The sequence below is a fragment of the Pseudomonas sp. D3-27 genome (assembly GCF_051132165.1).
Classification (GTDB): domain Bacteria; phylum Pseudomonadota; class Gammaproteobacteria; order Pseudomonadales; family Pseudomonadaceae; genus Aquipseudomonas.
Genome location: NZ_CP071667.1, coordinates 2,685,084 through 2,705,550 on the forward strand (window position 1 = coordinate 2,685,084; position 20,467 = coordinate 2,705,550).

General features: G+C 59.8%; 16 protein-coding genes. 5 read left to right on the forward strand and 11 right to left on the reverse strand.

Translation table 11 applies throughout. From position 1 onward, the window contains the following. Positions 1-64: 64 nt before the first annotated feature. The 8 genes from J3P92_RS12380 to J3P92_RS12415 all read right to left on the reverse strand — a co-directional run bounded on the left by J3P92_RS12380 (position 65) and on the right by J3P92_RS12415 (position 8,977). Positions 65-1,546 carry a mannitol dehydrogenase family protein gene (locus J3P92_RS12380; RefSeq protein WP_434650976.1) on the reverse strand — a complete coding sequence of 494 codons (1,482 nt, stop codon included), beginning with the start codon at positions 1,544-1,546 and terminating at the stop codon, positions 65-67. A 16-nt stretch (positions 1,547-1,562) separates the two neighbouring features. Continuing rightward, positions 1,563-2,666 carry an ABC transporter ATP-binding protein gene (locus tag J3P92_RS12385; RefSeq protein WP_434650977.1) on the reverse strand — a complete coding sequence of 368 codons (1,104 nt, stop codon included), beginning with the start codon at positions 2,664-2,666 and terminating at the stop codon, positions 1,563-1,565. A 39-nt stretch (positions 2,667-2,705) separates the two neighbouring features. Next, positions 2,706-3,536: a carbohydrate ABC transporter permease gene (locus tag J3P92_RS12390; protein ID WP_014338173.1), complete on the reverse strand. Its 831-nt coding sequence runs from the start codon at positions 3,534-3,536 to the stop codon at positions 2,706-2,708. A gap of 10 nt (positions 3,537-3,546) precedes the next feature. Continuing rightward, positions 3,547-4,479 carry a carbohydrate ABC transporter permease gene (locus J3P92_RS12395; RefSeq protein WP_030142680.1) on the reverse strand — a complete coding sequence of 311 codons (933 nt, stop codon included), beginning with the start codon at positions 4,477-4,479 and terminating at the stop codon, positions 3,547-3,549. A gap of 164 nt (positions 4,480-4,643) precedes the next feature. After that, positions 4,644-5,954 (reverse strand): ABC transporter substrate-binding protein, encoded by a 1,311-nt coding sequence (locus J3P92_RS12400; protein WP_420766862.1) that lies wholly within the window; start codon positions 5,952-5,954, stop codon positions 4,644-4,646. Between the two features lie 297 nt (positions 5,955-6,251). Further along, the gene (locus J3P92_RS12405) at positions 6,252-7,157 is read right to left on the reverse strand and encodes an AraC family transcriptional regulator (RefSeq protein WP_420766863.1); all 906 of its coding nucleotides are present in this window, start codon (positions 7,155-7,157) and stop codon (positions 6,252-6,254) included. Positions 7,158-7,239: 82 nt separating this feature from the next. Further along, the gene (locus tag J3P92_RS12410) at positions 7,240-8,529 is read right to left on the reverse strand and encodes a glycosyltransferase family 4 protein (RefSeq protein WP_434650979.1); all 1,290 of its coding nucleotides are present in this window, start codon (positions 8,527-8,529) and stop codon (positions 7,240-7,242) included. A 76-nt stretch (positions 8,530-8,605) separates the two neighbouring features. After that, a complete protein-coding gene (locus J3P92_RS12415; protein WP_420766865.1) occupies positions 8,606-8,977 on the reverse strand; it encodes a response regulator in 372 nt (123 codons plus the stop codon). A 257-nt stretch (positions 8,978-9,234) separates the two neighbouring features. Here J3P92_RS12415 and J3P92_RS12420 point away from each other — a divergent pair, with 257 nt between their 5' ends. Genes J3P92_RS12420 through J3P92_RS12440 form a run of 5 tightly spaced genes read left to right on the forward strand, consistent with a single transcriptional unit; the run spans position 9,235 to position 15,754 of the window. Beyond that, positions 9,235-12,714 (forward strand): response regulator, encoded by a 3,480-nt coding sequence (locus tag J3P92_RS12420; RefSeq protein ID WP_434650981.1) that lies wholly within the window; start codon positions 9,235-9,237, stop codon positions 12,712-12,714. Then, entirely contained in the window at positions 12,714-13,529 is an 816-nt protein-coding gene (locus tag J3P92_RS12425; protein WP_420766867.1) for a CheR family methyltransferase, read from the forward strand. The genes J3P92_RS12420 and J3P92_RS12425 overlap by 1 nt, the downstream gene beginning before the upstream one ends. Continuing rightward, positions 13,526-14,113, forward strand: coding sequence for a chemotaxis protein CheB (locus tag J3P92_RS12430; RefSeq protein WP_420766868.1), 588 nt, complete (start codon positions 13,526-13,528; stop codon positions 14,111-14,113). The genes J3P92_RS12425 and J3P92_RS12430 overlap by 4 nt, the downstream gene beginning before the upstream one ends. A gap of 5 nt (positions 14,114-14,118) precedes the next feature. Next, a complete protein-coding gene (locus tag J3P92_RS12435) occupies positions 14,119-15,384 on the forward strand; it encodes a hybrid sensor histidine kinase/response regulator (RefSeq protein ID WP_434611303.1) in 1,266 nt (421 codons plus the stop codon). Then, the gene (locus J3P92_RS12440) at positions 15,377-15,754 is read left to right on the forward strand and encodes a response regulator (RefSeq protein ID WP_030142671.1); all 378 of its coding nucleotides are present in this window, start codon (positions 15,377-15,379) and stop codon (positions 15,752-15,754) included. The genes J3P92_RS12435 and J3P92_RS12440 overlap by 8 nt, the downstream gene beginning before the upstream one ends. A gap of 248 nt (positions 15,755-16,002) precedes the next feature. Here the strand turns inward: J3P92_RS12440 and J3P92_RS12445 are convergent, their stop codons facing one another. The 3 genes from J3P92_RS12445 to J3P92_RS12455 all read right to left on the reverse strand — a co-directional run bounded on the left by J3P92_RS12445 (position 16,003) and on the right by J3P92_RS12455 (position 20,380). Further along, positions 16,003-17,673 (reverse strand): response regulator, encoded by a 1,671-nt coding sequence (locus tag J3P92_RS12445; RefSeq protein ID WP_434611306.1) that lies wholly within the window; start codon positions 17,671-17,673, stop codon positions 16,003-16,005. Then, a complete protein-coding gene (locus J3P92_RS12450; protein WP_420766871.1) occupies positions 17,670-19,172 on the reverse strand; it encodes an ATPase domain-containing protein in 1,503 nt (500 codons plus the stop codon). The genes J3P92_RS12445 and J3P92_RS12450 overlap by 4 nt, the downstream gene beginning before the upstream one ends. 152 nt (positions 19,173-19,324) lie before the next feature. After that, positions 19,325-20,380 (reverse strand): tetratricopeptide repeat protein, encoded by a 1,056-nt coding sequence (locus tag J3P92_RS12455; protein WP_434650984.1) that lies wholly within the window; start codon positions 20,378-20,380, stop codon positions 19,325-19,327. Positions 20,381-20,467: the final 87 nt, after the last annotated feature.

A 20,467-nucleotide genomic window follows, 5' to 3' on the forward strand; every position in this document is an offset into this window, starting at 1 on the left:
GTCAGGGACATACAAAACCTGTGGCGAGGGAGCAAGCTCCCTCGCCACGAAAGGCGGGCCGTACCTAGTCTTGATCCGCCAGCACTCGCTCAAGCGTCCGCGTTACCCCATGCTCGCGCAAGCTGTTGCAACACCATTCGAAGGCTGCCACGAATTCAGGTGAGCGAGGTATAGCCGTGCCGAAGATTTCTTCTACTTCCAACATTCGCTGGGTCACCAGGGCATCGTCAGCCACCAGCGCCTGGCAGAAAGCCGCGCGAGGGTCGGGAATTGAATAGACCGCGCCATTTTCGTCCACACCCTTTAGATACACCGCCCAGGCCGCCACCACCAACGCCGCGCGGCGGGTCTCGCCGCCGTCGGCAATCAGGCGATTGAGGGTCGGTACGGTGAACTTCGGAAATTTCGACGAGCCATCCGAACACACCCGTTCCAGTTGGTCGGCGATGGCCTGGTTGGAGAAGCGCTCCACCAGGGTGTCCTTGTACAGCGTCAGATCGATGCCGGGTACGGGCGCCAGTTGGGGCGTGACGTCAAAGTCCATGTAGGCGCGGATGTAGCGCACGAACAACGGGTCGTTCATGGTTTCGTGGACGAAGCGATAACCCTTGAGGAAACCCAGGTAGGTCAGGGCGAGATGGCTGCCGTTGAGCAGCTTGATCTTCATTTCTTCGTAAGGCGAAACGTCGTCGGTAAATTGCACGCCGACATTCTCCCAGGCCGGGCGACCGTTGACGAACTTGTCTTCCAATACCCACTGCACGAACGGCTCGCATACCACCGGCCAAGCGTCATCGATGCCATGCTCGTCATGCAACTGCAAGCGGTGGGCGCCACTGGTCATCGGGGTGATGCGGTCCACCATGGCGTTGGGGAAACTCACGTTGCGGTCAATCCATTGCCCCAGCGCCGGGTCACGCAGCGCGGCGAAGGCCAGCAGCGCCTTGCGCGTCACCGCGCCGTTGTGGGGCAGGTTATCGCAAGACATCAAGGTAAACGCCGGCGTCCCCTCGGCGCGGCGCTTGGCCAGCGCGGCGCACAGAAATCCAAACACGGTCTTCGGCGCGTCGGGGTGGGCCAGGTCGTGCTGGATCTGCGGCAGGTGGGCCATGAACTCGCCGTTGCTGTCGTCGATGCAGTAGCCACCTTCGGTGATGGTCAGCGAGACGATGCGGATCTGCGGGTCGGCCAGCTTGTCGATCAATGCCTGGGCGCTGTCTTCGGCCAGCAGCATGTCGGTGATGGCACCGATCACCCGGACTTCGGTGTCGTCGGTGTCGCCCAGTTCATAGAGGGTGAACAGGAAATCCTGGCCGGCCAGGTCGTCCCGGGCGCGGCGATCTTCGGGGCGCAGGCCTACGCCGCAAATGGCCCAGTCGAGGCCTTCGCCGGTGTTCATCAATGCATCGGTGTAATACGCCTGGTGCGCACGGTGGAAGCCACCGACACCGATGTGGGCGATGCCTTGGCGCCGGTCGTCCAGGTTATAAGCGGGCAGGACGACCTCTGCGTTGAGGTTGTGCAGGTTCTGTCGGTTGAGTTTCATCTCAAAATCTCGGCAATCAGGCGGCAACGCGTAGCGCGCGGGAAACCGCTACGCCCTCGGCATCGAATAAGTGGCAGTGTTCGGCGTCCAGGTGCAGGTCCAGTTGCTCGCCGAATCGGCTCGCCAGGTCACCGCGCACGCGCATGGTCAGGGCTTCGCCGGAAGCGGTGATGACGTGACAGAAGGTGTCGCTGCCCAGGCGCTCGCTGACATCGGCGGTCACCCGCAGCGTGCAATCGCCCGGCTGGGCCAGGTTAAGGTGCTCCGGGCGAATCCCCAGGGTTACCGCGCCGCCGATGCTCAAGTTCGAGCCAATTCGCGGCAGGCTGATGCGAGTGCCGGCGTCCAGCAGCACTTCACAACCCTGGTCGTCCAGGCCGGTGACCTTGCCCTTGAGGAAGCCCATCTTCGGCGTTCCGAGGAAGCCGGCGACGAACAGGTTCGCCGGCTGATGGTACAGCTCCAGAGGCGAGCCCACCTGCTCGACGCGCCCGCTGTTGAGCACGACGACCTTGTCGGCCAGAGTCATGGCTTCGACCTGGTCGTGGGTCACGTAGATCATCGTCGCTTGCAGTTCCTTGTGCAGACGCGCCAATTCCAAACGCATCTGCACCCGCAGGGCGGCGTCGAGGTTGGACAGAGGTTCGTCGAACAGAAAAATCTTCGGATTGCGCACGATGGCCCGGCCGATCGCCACGCGCTGGCGCTGTCCACCGGACAGTTGCTTGGGCTTGCGCTCCAACATCGGCCCCAGTTCGAGGATGCGCGCCGCTTCGTTGACTTTCTTCTCGACGTCGGCCTTGGGCACGCCGGCCAAGTCCAGGGCGAAGGACATGTTCTTGCGCACGCTCATGTGCGGGTAAAGGGCGTAGGTCTGGAACACCATCGCCAGGTCGCGCTTGGCCGGGCTGACTTCAGTGATGTCGCGGCCGTCCAGTTCGATGGTGCCGTCGCTGACTTCTTCAAGGCCGGCGATCAACCGCAGCAGCGTGGACTTGCCGCAGCCCGACGGGCCGACGAACACCACGAACTCGCGGTCGTTCACTTCAAGGTCGATGCCCTTGATGATGGAGAAACCTTCGAAGCCTTTTTGCAGATTCTTGATTTTCAGGTTGGCCATGATGATGGGCCTCCACTTCTGATAACTGTGTAAGGCGCGTTATTTCACCGCGCCGAAGGACAAGCCGCGCACCAATTGTTTCTGGCTGATCCAGCCGAAGATCAGGATCGGCGCGCAGGCCAGGGTCGAGACGGCGGACAATTTGGCCCAGAACAGGCCTTCCGGGCTGGAGTAAGAGGCGATCAAGGCAGTCAGCGGCGCCGCTTTGGACGAGGTGAGGTTCAGCGACCAGAACGCCTCGTTCCAGCACAGGATCAGCGACAGCAGCACGGTAGACGCCAACCCGCCCTTGGCGATGGGCAGCAGCACACGAACCATTTCCTGCCACAAGGTGGCGCCGTCCAGCCGCGCGGCTTCGAGGATGTCGCGAGGGATGTCCTTGAAATAGGTGTAAATCATCCAGACCACGATCGGCAGGTTGATCAGCGTGTAGATGATGATCAGCGCAAGGCGCGTGTCCAGCAGGCCAAATTGCTTGGCCAGCAGGTAGATCGGCATCAGTACGCCCACCGGCGGCAGCATCTTGGTGGAAAGCATCCACAGCAGCGTGCCTTTGGTGCGCTGGGTTTCGTAGAACGCCATGGAGTAGGCCGCCGGCACCGCGATCAGCAGGCAAAGAGCAGTGGCGCTGAAGGAGATCACCACCGAGTTCCAGGCGAAGCTGAAGTAGTTGCTGCGCTCGTTGATGTGCAGGTAGTTCTCCAGCGTCGGCGCGAAGATGAACTGCGGCGGCGTGGCGAAGGCGTCGATTTCGGTCTTGAAGCTGGTCAGCACCATCCAGAAAATCGGGAAAAAGATCAGGATCGCGATGGCCCAGGCCAGCGTGCCCAACAGCAGGCTTTGCAGTCGACGGGATTGTTGAAGAGTCATGGCGACGGCCTCAGTGCTTGTCGGTGAGGTTTTTGCCGATCATCCGGACCAGGATGATGGCTGCGATGTTGGCGATGACCACGGCAATCAGCCCGCCGGCCGACGCCATGCCGACGTCGAACTGCACCAGTGCCTGGTTGTAGATCAGGTACGCAAGGTTGGTCGAGGCATAACCAGGGCCACCGTTGGTGGTGGTGAAGATCTCGGCGAACACCGACAGCAGGAAAATGGTTTCGATCATCACCACCACGGCAATCGGGCGGGCTAGGTGTGGTAGGGTCAAGTGCCAGAAAATCGCGATGGGGCCGGCGCCGTCCAGGCGGGCAGCTTCTTTCTGTTCCTGGTCCAGGGACTGCATGGCGGTCATCAGGATCAGGATCGCGAAGGGCAGCCATTGCCAGCTGACGATGATGATGATCGACAGCAGCGGGTAGTGCGCCAGCCAATCCACCGGTTGGGCGCCGAAGAGCTTCCACACCGAAGCGAGGATCCCGGAGACTGGATGGAAAATCAGATTTTTCCAAATCAGCGCACCGACCGTGGGCATGATGAAGAACGGCGAGATCAGCAGCACGCGGACGATGCCGCGCCCAAAAAACTCGCTGGCCTCCAGCAACGCGCTGATCAACACCCCGAGGACGATACTGATCAACAGCACGCTGCCCACCAGCAACAGGGTATTGGTGGCGCCGGGCATGAAGCCCGAGTCGGTCAGGAAATAGGTGAAGTTTTCCAGCCCGACGAATTCGTTTTCGCCGGGGTACAGCAGGTTGTAGCGGATCATCGAAAAGTAGACGGTCATGCCCAGGGGCACAATCATCCACAGCAGCAACAAGGCGACCGAAGGGCTGACCAGGAACCAGCCGGGGTTGGCCAGGCGGATCTTGCGGGCCGGCGGGGCTATTTCGATGGGGGCTTTGACTGTCGTTGTTGAAGTATTCATGAGTGCTTACTCTTATGCGACGCGTTTCCCTGTGGCGAGGGAGCTTGCTCCCGCTGGACCGCGTAGCGGACCCATATCGATAGGCAATCTTTCAGATCGCCAGGGCGGGCTTCGCCCGCCAGCGGGAGCAAGCTCCCTCGCCACAAATGGATACCTACAGGCCTTTACTTGGGATACCCGGCGCGCTTCATCTCGCGTTCGGTGGTGGATTGCGCGGCGGTCAACGCCTGGTCCACGGTCTGCTGGCCGGTCAGTGCGCCCGAGAAGAACTTGCCTACCTGGGTGCCGATGGCCTGGAACTCGGGAATGGTGACCAACTGGATGCCGATGTAGGGCACAGGCTTGAGGGTGGGGGCTTTCGGGTCGGCGACTTTCAACGATTCCAGCGTTACCTTGGCAAACGGCGCGGCCTTCATGTACTCGTCGCTGTAAGTGGAGGCGCGGGTGCCCGGTGGTACGTTGGCAATGCCATCAGTCTTGGCGACCAACTGGCCGTACTCCTTGGACGTTGCCCAAGTCGTAAACACTTTGGCGGCTTCCTTGGCTTTGGAACTGGCCGGGATCGCCAGCGACCAGGAGTACATCCACGAGGTGCCTTTTTCGGTTTTCTCGTGGGGCGCGAAGGTGAAGCCTACGTGATCGGCCACCTTGCTCTGGGTCTTGTCGGTCACGAACGAGCCCGCGACGCTGGCATCGACCCAGACCGCGCACTTGCCGCTGTTGAACAGGGCCAGGTTTTCGTTGAAACCGTTGCTGGAAGCGCCCGGCGGGCCGGATTTCTTCATGTTGTCGACGTAGAAGTTCAGGGCATCCTTCCACTCGGGTCCATTGAATTGCGGCTGCCACTTCTCATCGAACCAGCGCGCGCCAAAGCCGTTGGCCAGGGTCGTGATCAGCGCCATGTTCTCGCCCCAACCGGCCTTGCCCCGCAGGCACAGGCCATATTGTTCCTTGGATTTGTCGGTGAGTTTTTGCGCGAACTCTCCGATCTGGGTCCAGGTCGGGTGCTCGGGCATGGTCAGCCCGGCGTCCTTGAACAGGTCCGTGCGGTAGTAAGTGATCGAGCTTTCGGCATAGAACGGCAGGGCGTATAGCGAACCCTTTACCGACAAGCCATCGCGCACGGACGGGAAAATGTCGTCCAGGTCATAGGCGGCCGGCAGGTCTTTCATCGGTTCCAACCAGCCTTTGGCGCCCCAGAGTGCGGCTTCGTACATGCCAATGGTCAGCACGTCGAACTGACCGCCCTGGGTGGCGATGTCGGTGGTCAGGCGCTGGCGCAGGACGTTTTCTTCAAGCACCACCCAGTTCAGCTTGATGTCCGGGTGCTCGGCCTCGAAGGTCTTCGAAAGCTTTTGCATGCGGATCATGTCGCTGTTGTTGACGGTGGCAATGGTCAGGGTTTGTGCGCCGAAACTGACGCTGCTGAGGGTCATGCAGGTGGAGACAAGCAGAGCTTTTACCGAAGGTTTCATCGCGCACTCCTTTTCCGCGCCCACGGGCTGCAGAAGGACAGTTATTGTTTTTGTGTCTTCCGGATGAGAGGAAGAATGTGCGCTGATTACAGCCCTCAATGGACGGCATGACAAATCATCCGTCGCACTTTTACTGATACTTTTTTGCACTGAGTGAAATTCGCAAAAAACTTGTGGCGAGGGAGCTTGCTTCCGCTGGGCTGCGCAGCAGCCCCATTTTGGGGCCGCTTCGCGCTGGAGCGCCAGCCCGGCCCAGCGGGAGCAAGCTCCCTCGCCACGGGGGAGGGGCGGTGAAATTCAGCCCTGGTTCTGCTCGGTCAACCGCTGCACCGCCAGCCGCCGATAATGGGAAGGCGTCATGCCCTTGAGTTGCTGGAAGCGTCGGTTGAAGTTGGAAATATTGTTGAAGCCCGACTCAAAGCACACATCCGTCACCGGCTTGTCGCCGTCGGCGAGCAGCTCGCAGGATTTGCTGATGCGCAGCCGATTGACGAATTCGATGAAGCAACGCCCGGTGGCTTGCTTGAACACCCGGCTGAAATAGGTGGGTTTCATCCCCAGGTGCTCGGCCACTTCTTCCAGAGGCAATTCCCGGGCGTAGTGGGCAAAAATATAGTCCACCGCGCGGTTGGTGCGGTCGATGCTGTGCTCATCAGCCGCTTGTGGGGCGGTGGCGCCAGAGAGCAATTGATAGTCATCGCAGCTGGCCAACAGCTCCATCAGGATGAAAAAGTAGCCGAGCCGGCTCATGCCCTGCGCGTCGGCGATGCGCTGCATCAAGGTCATGGCCTGGCGGACGGTGCGCTTGCAGCGAAACTCGATGCCGTGTTGAGCGCGTTCGAGCAGCGGCGCGAGCGTCTTGAGCTCGGTAAATACCTGGTGCCCACTTTCAAACAGCTCATCGGTGAAATTCACCAGCATGTCGCGCTTGGCCACCACTTCGTCCTCGGCGACCTGGCTGATCCAGTTATGGGGCAGGTTGGGGCCGGTGAGGAACAGCGATTGCGGGGAGAAATTGCCGATGTAATCGCCAATGAAAACCTTGCCCGAGCTGGCGACGATCAGGTGCAGCTCGTATTCCTTGTGGAAATGCCAGCGCACCAGCGGACAGGGAAAACCGTGCTGGCGGTAGATGATGGACAGCCCGTTGTGGTCGTCCATCAACTCATAGGAAGGGTCGGTGACTCTGGCTGTGCGGGTCATGGGTTTGGCGCTTTTGTTGTTATCGCCGCTGGATAATGCCCCCTTCGCCGCCCGGGTTCCAGCCCTCGGAGCGACGATTGAGTCAGCTGTTGCGGTTCTTTTCCTCGATCCATTGGGACATGTACTGGGTGCTCTTGTGCTGGTGGTGGCGCAGCATGCTGCCGGTGAAATTGTCCCGACGGCGCCGCGCAAGGTCGACGCGGCAGGCATTGATACTGTCAATCAAGGCAGGGCCGTGGACCTGCCTGCGAAAACGTTCCGCGAGCAAGGCCAACCCGGCCCCCTGGGCATGGGTCCAGCGCGCCTGGTCGGTATACAGCTGTACGGCGGCTTCGGCGATGGCCTCGGCGCTTTGCGCGATCACCCCGGGCCAGGGCATGCCGCCGTGCATGGCTTCGGCACCTATGGGCGTGGTGATACTGGGCGTGCCGCATAGCATGGCTTCGATCAGCTTGCCCTTGATGCCGGCGCCGAAACGCAGCGGCGCCAGGCAGATACGTGCCCCGGACATGACCTGCAAGGCGTCCTCGGCCCAGTTCATGATATGAAACCCTTGGGTAGGATTATGCAGTGCCGCTGCCTTGGGCGGGGTGTAGGCCCCGTAGAGATGCAGCTGCGCACCCGGCAATCGTTGGCGAATCAGTGGCCATATGGCGTTTTTCATCCAGAGCAAGGCGTCCCAGTTCGGTGCGTGGCGGAAATTGCCGATGCTGAGAAAATGCGCTCGGTCTTCGAAGGGCACGAACGGCTCGGTCGGCAAGTCCAGCATCAACGGGCACCAGAGCAACAGCTCGCGGGGCACCTTGAAGTGTTCCACCAGCAGCTCGATCTCGAACTCAGATACCATCAGGTTCAGGTCGCAACGCAAGAGGGCTGCAATTTCCCGCCTTGCCATGTCAGTGTCCGCCATCAGCTCGAATTCCTCGCGCAAGGCCGGGGCGAACAGGTCGGTGAAGTCCTGGGAGGACTCATCGGACTTCAAGCGGTCTTTCAGGCGCTGATGCCGTGCATGACGCAGGCTTTGCAGATCCGAGGTTTCGAGCACGCGCAGGGCGTCGGGGCAGTGCTTTTCGACCCGCCATCCAAACTGTTCTTCCATCATGAATTGGTCGAACAGGACGATATCCGGCGCCAGCTCACTGATAAACACATCAAAACTGCTGCTATTGAGCTCGATCGGTACTTCCCGGATGCCCAGGCCAATCAGGTCGGCGCGGTTCTCACCGGGTCTGGCGGGGCTGCTGAAGGTGATGTCCCAGCCTTGTTCGAGAAAGGCTTCGAGCAGTTGCATGACATGCCCGCCGGCCGCCGATGAGCGTGGCTCGGGCCAGACGTAGCCGATAACCAGGACTTTGGTGGTGGGGTGAGGCATGACGGGCAATCCTTGGAGCATTTTCAGGCGCAGTCGGCGCGCGGGGCGCCGATAGTGACCAACAATGCGTCCGCGCTCAAGAAAGAATCTTTTGGACCTTGTCGCGCAATTGATCGATGGAGAAGGGTTTGCCGATGACGCTCATGCCTTCTGGCACGTCGATGCTTTCGGCGTAGCCGCTGGCGAACAGGATGGGGAGTCCGGGGCGCACTTCGCGTGCTTTTGTTGCCAACTCGCGACCGTCCATGGGCAGCATGCTGACATCCGTCATCATCAGGTCGATGGAACGGTCCTTCTCCTCCAGGAGCTTAAGCGCCTCTTCGCCACCTTCTGCCTCCAATACCTCGTATTCCAGTTCCTCCAGCACGTCGACAATCAACATGCGCACGATGTTGTCGTCTTCGACGACCAGGATGGTGGGAGGGGTGACAGGGGCAGGGACGGACATAATGGACTTCTCGGAAGGTGGAATCGTAAGGGCTTGGTAATAACCGGCCGTAATGCATGAGTAAGTCGAGAGGCGGCACAAGTTCCCGAAGCTGTACAAGAAAGGATCTATAGTACAAGAGCTGACAAGGATAGTCGCATCCTTACAACCGGGGTACAGCGCCTTGGATTTGCGACCTTGAATCGTCAGAAATGTGGATCCAGTCCGTATTTTTGGGCAAACTCCATGATTTTCAACTGCTCACCAAGGCCTTTTCCATGACTCCTTCGTCTTCGGTTGACGAACAAAGTTTTCGCAAGCTTCTGAGCCGTAACATCAGCCTCCCCTTGGGTATCGGTGCGCTCAGCGCGGTGTTTTTCATCGTGCTGATCACCTACCTTCTCTCGGTGATCCAATGGGTCGGGCACACCGACCGGGTGATCAATAACGCCAACGAAGCGCTGAAGCTGAGCGTTGACCTGGAAACAGGCATGCGCGGGTTCCTGCTGAGTGGCGACGAGCACTTCCTCGACCCCTATGAAGTGGCCAAGCCCCGGATTGCGGTGGCACTGGACACATTGTTGGAACTGACAGCCGATAATCCGGTACAGACCGACCGCTTGCGCCGGATCGAGGCACTCCAGGTGGAATGGGCCAATTACGCCCAAGGCATGATCGATCTTCATCGCAGCGGCGGCGACTATCGCGGTGCGCTCAAGGCCGGGCGGGGCAAGCGGTTGACCGACGAAATACGCAAGACCTTCGAGGATGTCGTCGAGACCGAGCAACAACTGCGCGCCGAACGTAACGAACAGGTGCGCACCACCACGGTCTGGAGCATCGCTCTGTATCTGCTGTTCGTCGCCGCAGTCAGTGGGCTGCTGGCCTATGTTGGCCGTCGGGATCTCCTGACACTGTCTGGCAACTACAGCGCCAGCCTGAAAGTCCAGCAGGAGAGTGCCTTGCACCTGGAGAAACAGGCCTGGTTGCGCAATGGCCAGACCCAGTTGGCGGAACAGGTCCTCGGTCAGTTGAGCTTGAATCTGCTGGGGCGCAACATCTTGCAGTTTTGTGCCCAGTACCTGGGCACCGTGGTCGCCGCCCTTTATGCACGGGAAGAAAACGGCACGCTACGGCGTATCGCCACCTATGGCATGTCCAAGGAGGATGACGAACTCCAGCAGGTCATCATCGATGGCGAGGGCATCGCCGGGCAGGCCGTGCGGCAGGGGCGTCTTATCCGGCTGGACGATGTGCCCCAGGATTATCTCAAGGTCAGCTCCGGGCTCGGCGAGGGACTGCCCAACTGCGTGCTGGTGGTGCCGACCCGTGACGATGACCGCATCAATGGTGTCGTTGAACTGGGCTTCCTGCGGCCGTTGACCGCGCGCGACATCGAGCTGCTGGAGCTGGTGGCCGGGAACATCGGCACGTCCATCGAAGCGGCCCGCTATCGTCAACGCTTGCAAGAAGTGCTGGCCGAAACCCAGCAGTTGAACGAAGAGTTGCAAGTGCAGCAGGAAGAGCTCAAGACCGCCAACGAAGAGCTGGAGGAACAGTCGCGCATCCTGAAGGAATCCCAGGCGCACCTGGAAGCCCAGCAACAGGAACTGGAGCAGACCAACGAACAACTGGCCGAGCAGCGCGACGCCATGGACCAGAAGAACAGCGAGCTGAACCTGGCCCAGATCCAATTGCAGGAACGCGCCGAAGAATTGCAGCGTTCGAGCAAGTACAAGTCCGAGTTCCTGGCCAACATGTCCCATGAGCTGCGCACACCGCTCAACAGTTCGCTGATCCTGTCCAAATTGCTGGCGGAGAACCCTCACAATAACCTCAGCGATGAACAGGTGAAGTTTGCCGAGTCGATCTACTCCGCCGGCAATGATTTGCTGAACCTGATCAATGACATCCTCGACATTTCCAAGGTCGAGGCCGGCAAGCTGGAAGTGCGGCCGGAAAACACCAGCGTGGCGCGTTTGGTGGAAGGGCTCCAGGATACGTTCAAGCCGTTGACGGCTGAAAAGGGACTGGACTTCGAGGTGCAGTTGCTGCCGGACGCGCCGTCGATGCTGTACACCGACCGCCAGCGCCTCGAACAGATACTCAAGAACCTGCTGTCCAACGCGGTGAAGTTCACCGAACGGGGTTCGGTCCAGGTGTCCGTAACCGGCCAGCCGGGCTCGGGCATTGCCTTCATGGTGCGTGATTCGGGCATCGGCATCGCCGCCGATCAGCAACAGAGTATCTTCGAGGCGTTCCGCCAGGCCGATGGCACCACCAACCGCCGCTATGGCGGCACCGGGCTGGGGCTGTCGATCTCCCGAGACCTGGCGACCTTGCTGGGCGGTTCGATCTCGGTGACCAGCGAGCCAGGGCAGGGCAGTGTCTTTACGCTGGTCTTGCCGGAGCGTTACGTCGAGCCCGGGGAAAATCCGGTGAATCCAGTGACCTTTACCCCGACCGCAACCGTGCCTGCAACGACCCGTGCCCCGGCACCCGTGCCGCTGATTGCCGAGGTGGACGCACCCCTCCCGCAATTCGCCGACGACCGGGACAAGGCGCCGTTCGATTCCCGTTGCATCCTGGTCATCGAGGACGAACCCAAGTTTGCCCGCATCCTGTTCGACCTCGCCCATGAGCTGGGCTACCACTGCCTAGTGGCCCATGGCGCCGACGAAGGCTTTGATCTGGCCCTGCAATTGAGCCCCGATGCCATTCTGCTGGACATGCGCCTGCCGGATCACTCCGGGCTTACCGTTTTGCAACGCCTGAAGGAACAGGCCCAGACCCGCCACATCCCGGTGCACGTCATTTCCGTCGAGGACCGCGTCGAAGCGGCGATGCACATGGGCGCCATTGGTTACGCCGTCAAACCGACCACCCGGGAGGAGCTCAAGGACGTCTTCGCGCGACTGGAGGCCAAGCTGACCCAGAAGGTCAAACGGGTGCTCTTGGTTGAAGACGATGACTTGCAGCGCGACAGCATTACCCGTCTGATCGGCGACGACGACATCGAGATCACCGCCGTAGGCCTGGCGCAGCAAGCCCTGGACCTGCTGCGCAATAACGTCTACGACTGCATGATCATCGACCTCAAGCTGCCGGACATGCTGGGCAATGACTTGCTCAAGCGCATGTCCAGCGAAGAGATCTGTTCATTTCCGCCCGTGATCGTCTACACCGGGCGTAACCTGACGCGGGATGAGGAAGCGGAGCTGCGCAAATATTCACGCTCGATCATCATCAAGGGCGCCCGCTCGCCGGAACGCCTGTTGGACGAAGTCACTCTCTTTCTGCACAAAGTCGAATCCCGGTTGTCCCATGAACGACAGCGCATGCTCCAGACCGCCCGCAGCCGCGACAAGGTCTTCGAAGGCCGCAAGGTGCTGTTGGTGGACGACGATGTGCGCAATATCTTCGCTCTGACCAGCGCCCTGGAGGCCAAGGGGGCGATCGTGGTGATCGGGCGCAATGGGTATGAGGCGATTGATCGCTTGAATGAAGTGGAAGACATCGACCTGGTGCTGATGGATGTGATGATGCCCGAGATGGATGGCTTCGAAGCGACCACGCTGATCCGCAAGGACCCCCGCTGGCGCAAATTGCCGATTATCGCCGTGACCGCCAAGGCCATGAAGGATGATCAGGAGCGTTGCCTGGCGGCGGGCTCCAACGATTACCTGGCCAAGCCGATTGACCTGGATCGCCTGTTCTCACTGATTCGCGTGTGGTTGCCGAATATGGAAAGAATCTAGTGGAACGAAACACAGACATTGAGCTTCGTTTGTTGATCGAAGCGATCTACTTGAAGTACAGCTACGACTTTCGCGACTACTCCGGCGCTTCCATCAAGCGCCGGGTGCTGCATGCGTTGAACCAATTCGAATGCAAGACCATATCGGCCTTGCAGGAACGTGTGTTGCACGACCCTGGCGCATTCATGCAACTGCTGCAGTTGCTGACGATCCCTGTCAGTGAGATGTTTCGCGATCCTGCGCATTTCCTTGCCATCCGCGAGGAAGTGGTGCCGCTGCTCAAGACCTACCCGTCGATCAAGATCTGGATCGCCGGTTGCAGCACAGGGGAGGAGGTCTATTCCATGGCCATCCTGCTAAGAGAAGAGGGGTTGCTGGATCGTACGTTCATTTACGCCACGGACATCAACCCGCGCTCCCTGGAAAAAGCCAAGCAGGGCATCTTTTCCCTGGAAAATGTCCGGGCCTACACCCAGAATTACCAGCTCGCCGGCGGTAAGCGTTCGTTTGCCGACTACTATACGGCCGCCTACGATTACGCGATGTTCGACAAGACCTTGTGCAAGCATGTGACCTTTGCCGACCACAGCCTGGCAACCGATAGCGTATTTTCAGAAACCCAATTAGTTTCATGTCGTAACGTATTGATTTATTTCAATAAAAAGCTGCAAGATCGCGCTTTCGGGTTGTTTCATGAGTCCCTTTGCCACCGTGGGTTCCTGGTGTTGGGGAGCAAGGAGACGCTGGATTTTTCGGCGTTCAGTGCGCAGTTCGAACCGCTGGTCAAACAGGAACGGATCTATCGCAAGTTATGAATCCACTGACGGACAGATCCAGCCACTTGATCGAAGCAGTCGTCGTCGGCGCATCCGCCGGCGGCGTCGAAGCGTTGCTCAAGATTTTCAGCCACTTGCGCAAAGGCTTCAGCCTGCCTGTGCTGGTGGTGTTGCATTTGCCCGATGAGCGGGACAGTCAGTTAGCCCAGGTATTGCGTCATCGCCTGGCGATACCCGTTGAAGAAGCCCGCGACAAGCAAGACATCCTTCCGGGCACCTTGTACGTTGCAACCCCTGGTTATCACCTCTCGATCGAGGCCGACCGTAGCCTGTCGCTGAGCCTCGAAGAGCCGGTTCACCATTCGCGGCCGTCGATCGACGTGCTGTTCGAGTCAGCCGCCGATGTCTATGGCCCTCGTCTGCTGGCGGTGGTATTGACCGGCGCCAACAGCGATGGCGCCCTAGGCTTGGCCAGGGTCAAGGCGCTGGGCGGCATCACGGTCGTCCAGGACCCGAAGGAGGCGCAGGTTTGCACCATGCCTGAAGCGGCCCTTAGCTTGCACGAGCCTGACCATATCCTAACTTTGCAGGGCATCGGCCAATTGCTGGCCGGGCTGGAATGAACTAAATGCCAAGAGATATTCAAGCCAAACTGCTGATCGTCGACGATCTGCCTGAGAATCTGTTGGCCCTGGAAGCGCTGATCCAGCGCGATGACCGCGAGGTGTTCAAGGCCTTGTCGGCGGACGAAGCGCTGTCGCTGCTTTTGCAACATGATTTTGCCTTGGCGATCATCGATGTGCAGATGCCGGGCATGAACGGTTTCGAACTGGCCGAGTTGATGCGCGGCACGGAAAAGACCCGCAGTATCCCGATCATCTTTGTCAGCGCGGCCGGCCGGGAGCGCAACTACGCGTTCACCGGCTACGAAAACGGCGCGGTGGACTTCCTGCACAAGCCGCTGGATACCCATGCGGTCAAAAGCAAGGTCAATGTGTTCGTCGAACTTTATCGCCAGCGAAAGGCGATGAAGGAGCAAGTGCTTGCCCTGGAGCAGAGCCGCCGGGAGCAAGAGCTGTTGCTTGAGCAATTGCAAGCCACTCGCGGCGAGCTGGAGCAGGCCGTGCGCATGCGCGATGACTTCATGTCGATCGTCGCCCACGAAGTCCGCACGCCACTCAACGGCCTGATCCTGGAAACGCAGTTGCGTAAAATGCACTTGGCGCGGGACAACGCCGCCGCCTTCACCCTGGATAAAGTGAAGGCGATGGTCGAGCGCGACGAACGCCAGATAAAGAGCTTGATCCGTTTGATCGAGGACATGCTGGACGTATCGCGGATCCGCACCGGCAAGTTGTCCATCCGTCCGACCCGTTTCAATCTGACGGCGCTGGTTCAAAACCTGCTGCACAACTTTCAACCACAGATCAGTGCCGCCGAATGCACCGTGACTTGTACCGCCGAACCTTCGGTGGAAGGGCATTGGGATGAGTTTCGTATCGAGCAGGTGGTTTCGAACCTGCTGACGAACGCGTTGCGCTATGGCTGCAAGAGCCCGATTGAGGTGCGCGTTTACCAGACGTCGGAGCATGCCTGTATCGAGGTCCAGGACCACGGGATCGGGATCAGCGAAGAGAACCAGAAGCGTATTTTTCAGCAATTCGAACGGGTGTCGTCCAAGGCCGCCGCCGCCGGCCTGGGCCTTGGGCTGTTCATTTCCGAGCAGATCGTCACCGCCCACGGCGGCATCATCACGGTCAACAGCCGCCTCAACGAAGGGGCGTTGTTTCGCGTTTGTCTGCCTTTTCAGAAAACTGGCGAACGGACGCAACCTCTGAGCGACCCCAGGGTCGTATCAGCAGCTATTGATTCAACAAAGGCTTCTCATGAGTGAAGATGCGCAAGACGTTGTATTGATCGTCGAGGATGACCCTTCGATCCTGATGGTGCTGTCGGCCTATCTTTCCGGGGAGGGGTATCGGGTGCTGCAGGCTGAAAACGGCGAGCAGGCGTTCGAGATCCTGGCGAGCAAGCCTCATCTGGACATGATGATTACCGACTTCCGTCTGCCCGGGGGTATTTCCGGGGTGCAGATCGCTGAGCCGGCGGTGAGGTTGCGTCCGGACCTGAAGGTTATTTTCATCAGTGGCTACGCCCAGGAAGTGCGCGAGACGGATAGCCCCATTACCCGCAAGGCGCCGATTTTGGATAAACCGTTTGATTTGGATGTGTTGCAGGGGATTATGCAGGGGATGTTGTCTTAGTTTTGTTTCTGCGGTTGACTGGGGTATACGGCTGATTGGGTACATATCCGTTTCTGTGGTAATTGCTGCTGGAGGTTCCGCCCTTACGGCGGCTTACTTTTTTTCAGACGCCAAAAAAAGCAAGCAAAAAAGGCTTCGCCCCACCACTCGGCACCTCGCCGAGGCTCGGTGTGCCCTCACGCAGGCCAGCGTGGTTAACGGGGCGTTAAGATAAAGATCAAGATCAAAATCAAAAGCGGTGCCACGCCTCAAACCTTGATCATCTCCCGCACCTTCGCCGTCAACAAATCAAAGGTAAACGGCTTGGTGATCATTTGCATGCCCGGGTCAAGAAAACCACCGCGCACCGCCGCGTGTTCAGCGTAGCCAGTGATGAACAATACCTTGAGGTCAGGGCGGATCTGGCGGCCTATTTCGGCCAGTTGTCTTCCGTTCATGCCGGGGAGCCCCACGTCGCTGATCAGCAGGTCGATGCGCTGGTTCGATTGCAGGATCGGCACCGCGCCGTTGGCGTCGCCGGCCTCGACGAAGGCGTAGCCCAATTCGCTGAGCACCGCGCTGACCAGGACCCGCACCGCTGGGTCGTCTTCAACGATCAATACGGTTTCGCCATCTTGCGCATAAGGCGCCTGTGGGACGACGACTTGCGGTTCGTGCATTTCTTCGCCGATGAAGCGCGGCAGGTAGAGATTCACGGTGGTGCCGTTGCCGACCTCGCTGTTGATGGTCACGTGTCCGCGTGACTGCTTGCTGAACCCATAGATCATCGAAAGCCCAAGGCCCGTGCCCTGGCCGATGGGCTTGGTGGTGAAGAAGGGGTCGAACGCGCGATGCATCACCGCTTCGGGCATGCCGCAACCGGTGTCCTGAACGCTCAACACCACATAGTCGCCGGGCTCGAGGTTGCTGTAGGCATCGGTAAAGCCGGTGTCCAGGTATTTATTGAAGGTCTGTACCACCAGCTTGCCGCCGCCGGGCATGGCATCGCGGGCGTTGAGGACCAGGTTGAGCAGGGCGCTCTCCAGTTGGTTGGGGTCGGCTTCGGCGATCCATAGGTGTTCGTCGAGGCGCATTTCCAGGGCGATGCTTTCGTTGAGGCTGCGCTGAAGCAGTTCGCCCATTGACAGCACCAGGGTATTCATCTGCACGGCCTTGGAATCCAGCGACTGGCGGCGGGAGAAGGCCAGCAGCCGGTGGGTCAGGCCCGCGGCGCGATTAGCCGAGGTCACGCCCAGGTCGATCAGGCTGTCGAGATCTTCGGTGCGGCCTCGCGCCAGGCGTCGACGCAGCAGCTCGAGGCTGCCGATGATGCCGGTGAGCATGTTGTTGAAGTCGTGGGCGATGCCGCCGGTGAGCTGGCCGACCGCTTCCATTTTCTGCGATTGGCGCAGGGCTTCCTCGTTGTGACGCAGTTGGGCGGTACGCTCCTCGACTTGCTGTTCCAGCGTTTCCAAAGTGTTCTGTAGGCGTTGTTCGCTGGTGCTCAGGTCGATCAGGCGGTCCCGGGCTTCGTATTGCCTTCGGCGGCCGCGCAGGGCGGTGGTCACCAGGCTGACGAGCGTCACCGGGTGGAACGGCCGCTCCAGGAAGGTCACATTGCCCAGTTGTGTGCCGATACGTGCGACTGGGTTGTGCTCCGGCCCCCCGTGGTGCGTCAGCAGGACGATGGGCAGGTCGGACCATGCCGGTTGCTGCTCGATGTATTGGAGCAGGTTCTCCAGGTCGGGCCCTACCAGCGCTTCCGAGGAAATCACCAGCAGGCCCGCCCCGTGTTCCAACTCTTCACACAAATGACCCAGATGACTGCATACAAGGCCATTAAAGCCGGCCTCGTTGAGAATCATCAGGGCAATCTGGCTGTCCCGTCCCAGGGGCGCGAGAATCAGCGCCCGCTCGGACAGTGGCTCGCCCGACGTCACTGGGGATCATCCTCAAGCAACGGGTGTCCCGCTCCCATATAGGTTGGCACTCCGCGCAATACGCCTTGGAACGCTTCCAGCGGTTCACCGATGGTCATGCCCTGCTTGTTGATGCGGTATTCGCGGATGGTGGATTCATGGCTGCCGGTGCGTTTCTTGATGATGGAAATGGCCCGGCGAACCTTGCCCAGCGCCTCGAAATAACGCAATAGGATGACGGTGTCGGCCAGGTAGGTGATGTCCACCGGCGCTTGCATGTCCCCCACCAGGCCGTGTTGGGCGACGGTCATGAACGTCGCCGCGCCTTTGCGGTTGAGGTAGAGCAACAGCTCGTGCATGTGCAGAACCAAGGCGTTTTCTTCGGGCATGGCGGCCTGATAGCCATTGATGCTGTCGATGACCACGGTCTTGATGTCGCCTTCGTTGACGCAACGGCGTACCCGGTGGGAAAACTCGCCGGGCGAAAGCTCGGCCGCATCGACCTGTTCGATCAGCAGATTGCCGGTATTTTGCAGTTCCAGCAGGTCGATGCCGATGTGCTTCATGCGCTCGAACAGCAGCCCCAGCTCTTCATCGAAAATGAATAGTGCGGCTTTTTCGCCGCGATGCACCGCTGCCGCCGCGAAAATCAAGGAAATCAAGGATTTGCCGGTACCCGCCGGGCCAAGAATCAGCGTGCTGGAGCCGGTCTCGATGCCGCCCCCCAGCAGGGCGTCCATTTCCTTGATGCCACTGGACAGTTGCTGGCGCACGTACTGGCCACGGTGTTCGGCGGCCACCAGGCGAGGGAATACATGCACGCCATCGCCCATGATGGTGAAGTCGTGGTAGCCGCCACGGTATTTCTGCCCACGGTACTTGACCACCCGCAGCCGACGCCGCTCGGCACCGTAGCTGGGGGTCAGTTCTTCAAGGCGGATAACGCCGTGGGCGACACTGTGTACGGTCTTGTCCAGGGACTCGGTGGTCAGGTCATCCAAGAGCACTACCGTAGCGTCGTAGCGCACGAAATAGTGCTTGATCGCCAGGATCTGCCGGCGATAGCGCAGGGAACTCTGCGCAAGGAGGCGGATCTCCGAGAGACTGTCCAGCACGACGCGGGTCGGCTTGACGCGCTCGACCACTTCGAAGATCTGCCGGGTCGCTTCGCCCAGCTCCAGGTCCGAGGAATACAGCAGGCTTTGCTGGTGCTCGGCATTGAGCAGGCTCTCGGGCGGGGTCAATTCGAAGATATGGATGTTTTCATCCAGGGTCCAGCCATGGGAGGCTGCGCCCTGGCGCAGTTCACGCTCGGTTTCCGATAGCGTGATGTACAACGAGCGCTCGCCGGCCTTTGCGCCGGCTAGCAGGAAGTGCAACGCGACCGTGGTTTTGCCAGTGCCCGGTTCTCCCTCCAGTAGGAACACATGGCCTCGGGACAAACCACCGGAAAGGACGTCGTCCAGCCCTTCGATACCGGTGGCGGCTTTTGCGCTGATCAACTCGTTAGATGTAATCAAAAATAACCCTCTCATGACTAGGGAAGTAGGCAGCTGGCGGGTTAGCGCCTGAAATGAACTGCCTGAACACTTGACCTTCGGCAGTCATGGCGGTTCCGCTTCCTTTGACAAAACGCGTACTGTTGCACAACTTTCGGTATACGCCTATTGCCCTATAAACCTTGTTGTATCGCCGGGTCGTCGGGGTTCAGTTGTTCCAACTGGGCCAACAGCACCTGGACATGCTGCAACTGACCGGTCTCCTTCCAATAGTTGATCAGCAACACCCGGGCGTTGCGGTCGGCGGGGTAGCGCTGGACGATTTCCTGCAACTGTTTCTGCGCCGCTTCCACTTCCTGCTCTTCATGCAGCGTAGTCGCCAGATCAAAACGGTATTGCCGGTTATCAGGCTCCAATTCCACCGCTTTCGCCAAGCCTAGCACCGCGTATTCACTCTGGCCGTGCTGCAACAGCCACATGCCCAGCGCATGTTGCAGATAAGCCGATGCCGGCTGTGCTTGCAACTGCCGAGCGAGCAACTGGCGGGCGGCTTCTCCCTGGCCTTGTTTATCCAGCACATCGACCTGCATGACCAGCGCCGGCAGGTTGTCGGGTTGCAGGCGCAGAAGATGCTCCAATGCCTGTTGGGCTTTTTCCAGTTCGGCGTCATGCCTGTACAGCCGGGCAAGCTGAAAGAGGGATTCGGGGGAGGGTGGGCTGTCGTTCAACGACTGCTTCCAGGTATCGACGGAGATCTGCATCGCACCGAAATAAAGCCCGAGTTCATCGGGTGACAGCCCCAGCAATGCATTTACGGCGGCGAACCGGACATCCGGGTCGTTTTCATCCAGGAGCGGGCCGAGCAGCAGGCTGCGCTGGGCGTTCGGCACCAGCCCGACGATGCTGCCGATCGCCGCGCGGCGGACCTGCGGCGATTCGCTGTGTAAATCCGCCTGCGCCAGTTTCAACGCTTGGGGGCTTGGATAGTTGGGCAGTTCGCCGTGCAGCCATACCCGGCGCTTGGGGGAGAGGTCCGGGCGTCCCAGTTGCTGGTAAAGCATCCGCGCCGCCCCTGGCTGTCCGTTGCGGGCGCTTTCCAATGCTTCGCTGTAACCACGCTTGATGGCCTCGGGAATCTGCGGTGTGGCATTGCGCAGCCATATCGCGACGAGACCGATTGCCAAGACAACCGCAAGCGTGAACAGCAGGTAGCGGCGAGACGAAGACATGCAGGTAATCCATAACCAGGAGCGTGAAATGCCGCAAGCTTCGGTCAGGTCCGCGTTTGAGTCAAACCTGTAATCGCGGTGAGGGAC

Excerpts from the sequence above, each read along its gene's own strand:
- J3P92_RS12435 (WP_434611303.1), top strand. The coding sequence starts at position 14,119 with ATGCCAAGAGATATTCAAGCCAAACTGCTGATCGTCGACGATCTGCCT.
- J3P92_RS12395 (WP_030142680.1), bottom strand. The coding sequence starts at position 4,479 with ATGAATACTTCAACAACGACAGTCAAAGCCCCCATCGAAATAGCCCCG.
- J3P92_RS12430 (WP_420766868.1), top strand. The coding sequence starts at position 13,526 with ATGAATCCACTGACGGACAGATCCAGCCACTTGATCGAAGCAGTCGTC.
- J3P92_RS12455 (WP_434650984.1), bottom strand. The coding sequence starts at position 20,380 with ATGTCTTCGTCTCGCCGCTACCTGCTGTTCACGCTTGCGGTTGTCTTG.
- J3P92_RS12415 (WP_420766865.1), bottom strand. The coding sequence starts at position 8,977 with ATGTCCGTCCCTGCCCCTGTCACCCCTCCCACCATCCTGGTCGTCGAA.
- J3P92_RS12390 (WP_014338173.1), bottom strand. The coding sequence starts at position 3,536 with ATGACTCTTCAACAATCCCGTCGACTGCAAAGCCTGCTGTTGGGCACG.
- J3P92_RS12420 (WP_434650981.1), top strand. The coding sequence starts at position 9,235 with ATGACTCCTTCGTCTTCGGTTGACGAACAAAGTTTTCGCAAGCTTCTG.
- J3P92_RS12410 (WP_434650979.1), bottom strand. The coding sequence starts at position 8,529 with ATGCCTCACCCCACCACCAAAGTCCTGGTTATCGGCTACGTCTGGCCC.
- J3P92_RS12440 (WP_030142671.1), top strand. The coding sequence starts at position 15,377 with ATGAGTGAAGATGCGCAAGACGTTGTATTGATCGTCGAGGATGACCCT.
- J3P92_RS12385 (WP_434650977.1), bottom strand. The coding sequence starts at position 2,666 with ATGGCCAACCTGAAAATCAAGAATCTGCAAAAAGGCTTCGAAGGTTTC.
- J3P92_RS12405 (WP_420766863.1), bottom strand. The coding sequence starts at position 7,157 with ATGACCCGCACAGCCAGAGTCACCGACCCTTCCTATGAGTTGATGGAC.
- J3P92_RS12380 (WP_434650976.1), bottom strand. The coding sequence starts at position 1,546 with ATGAAACTCAACCGACAGAACCTGCACAACCTCAACGCAGAGGTCGTC.
- J3P92_RS12400 (WP_420766862.1), bottom strand. The coding sequence starts at position 5,954 with ATGAAACCTTCGGTAAAAGCTCTGCTTGTCTCCACCTGCATGACCCTC.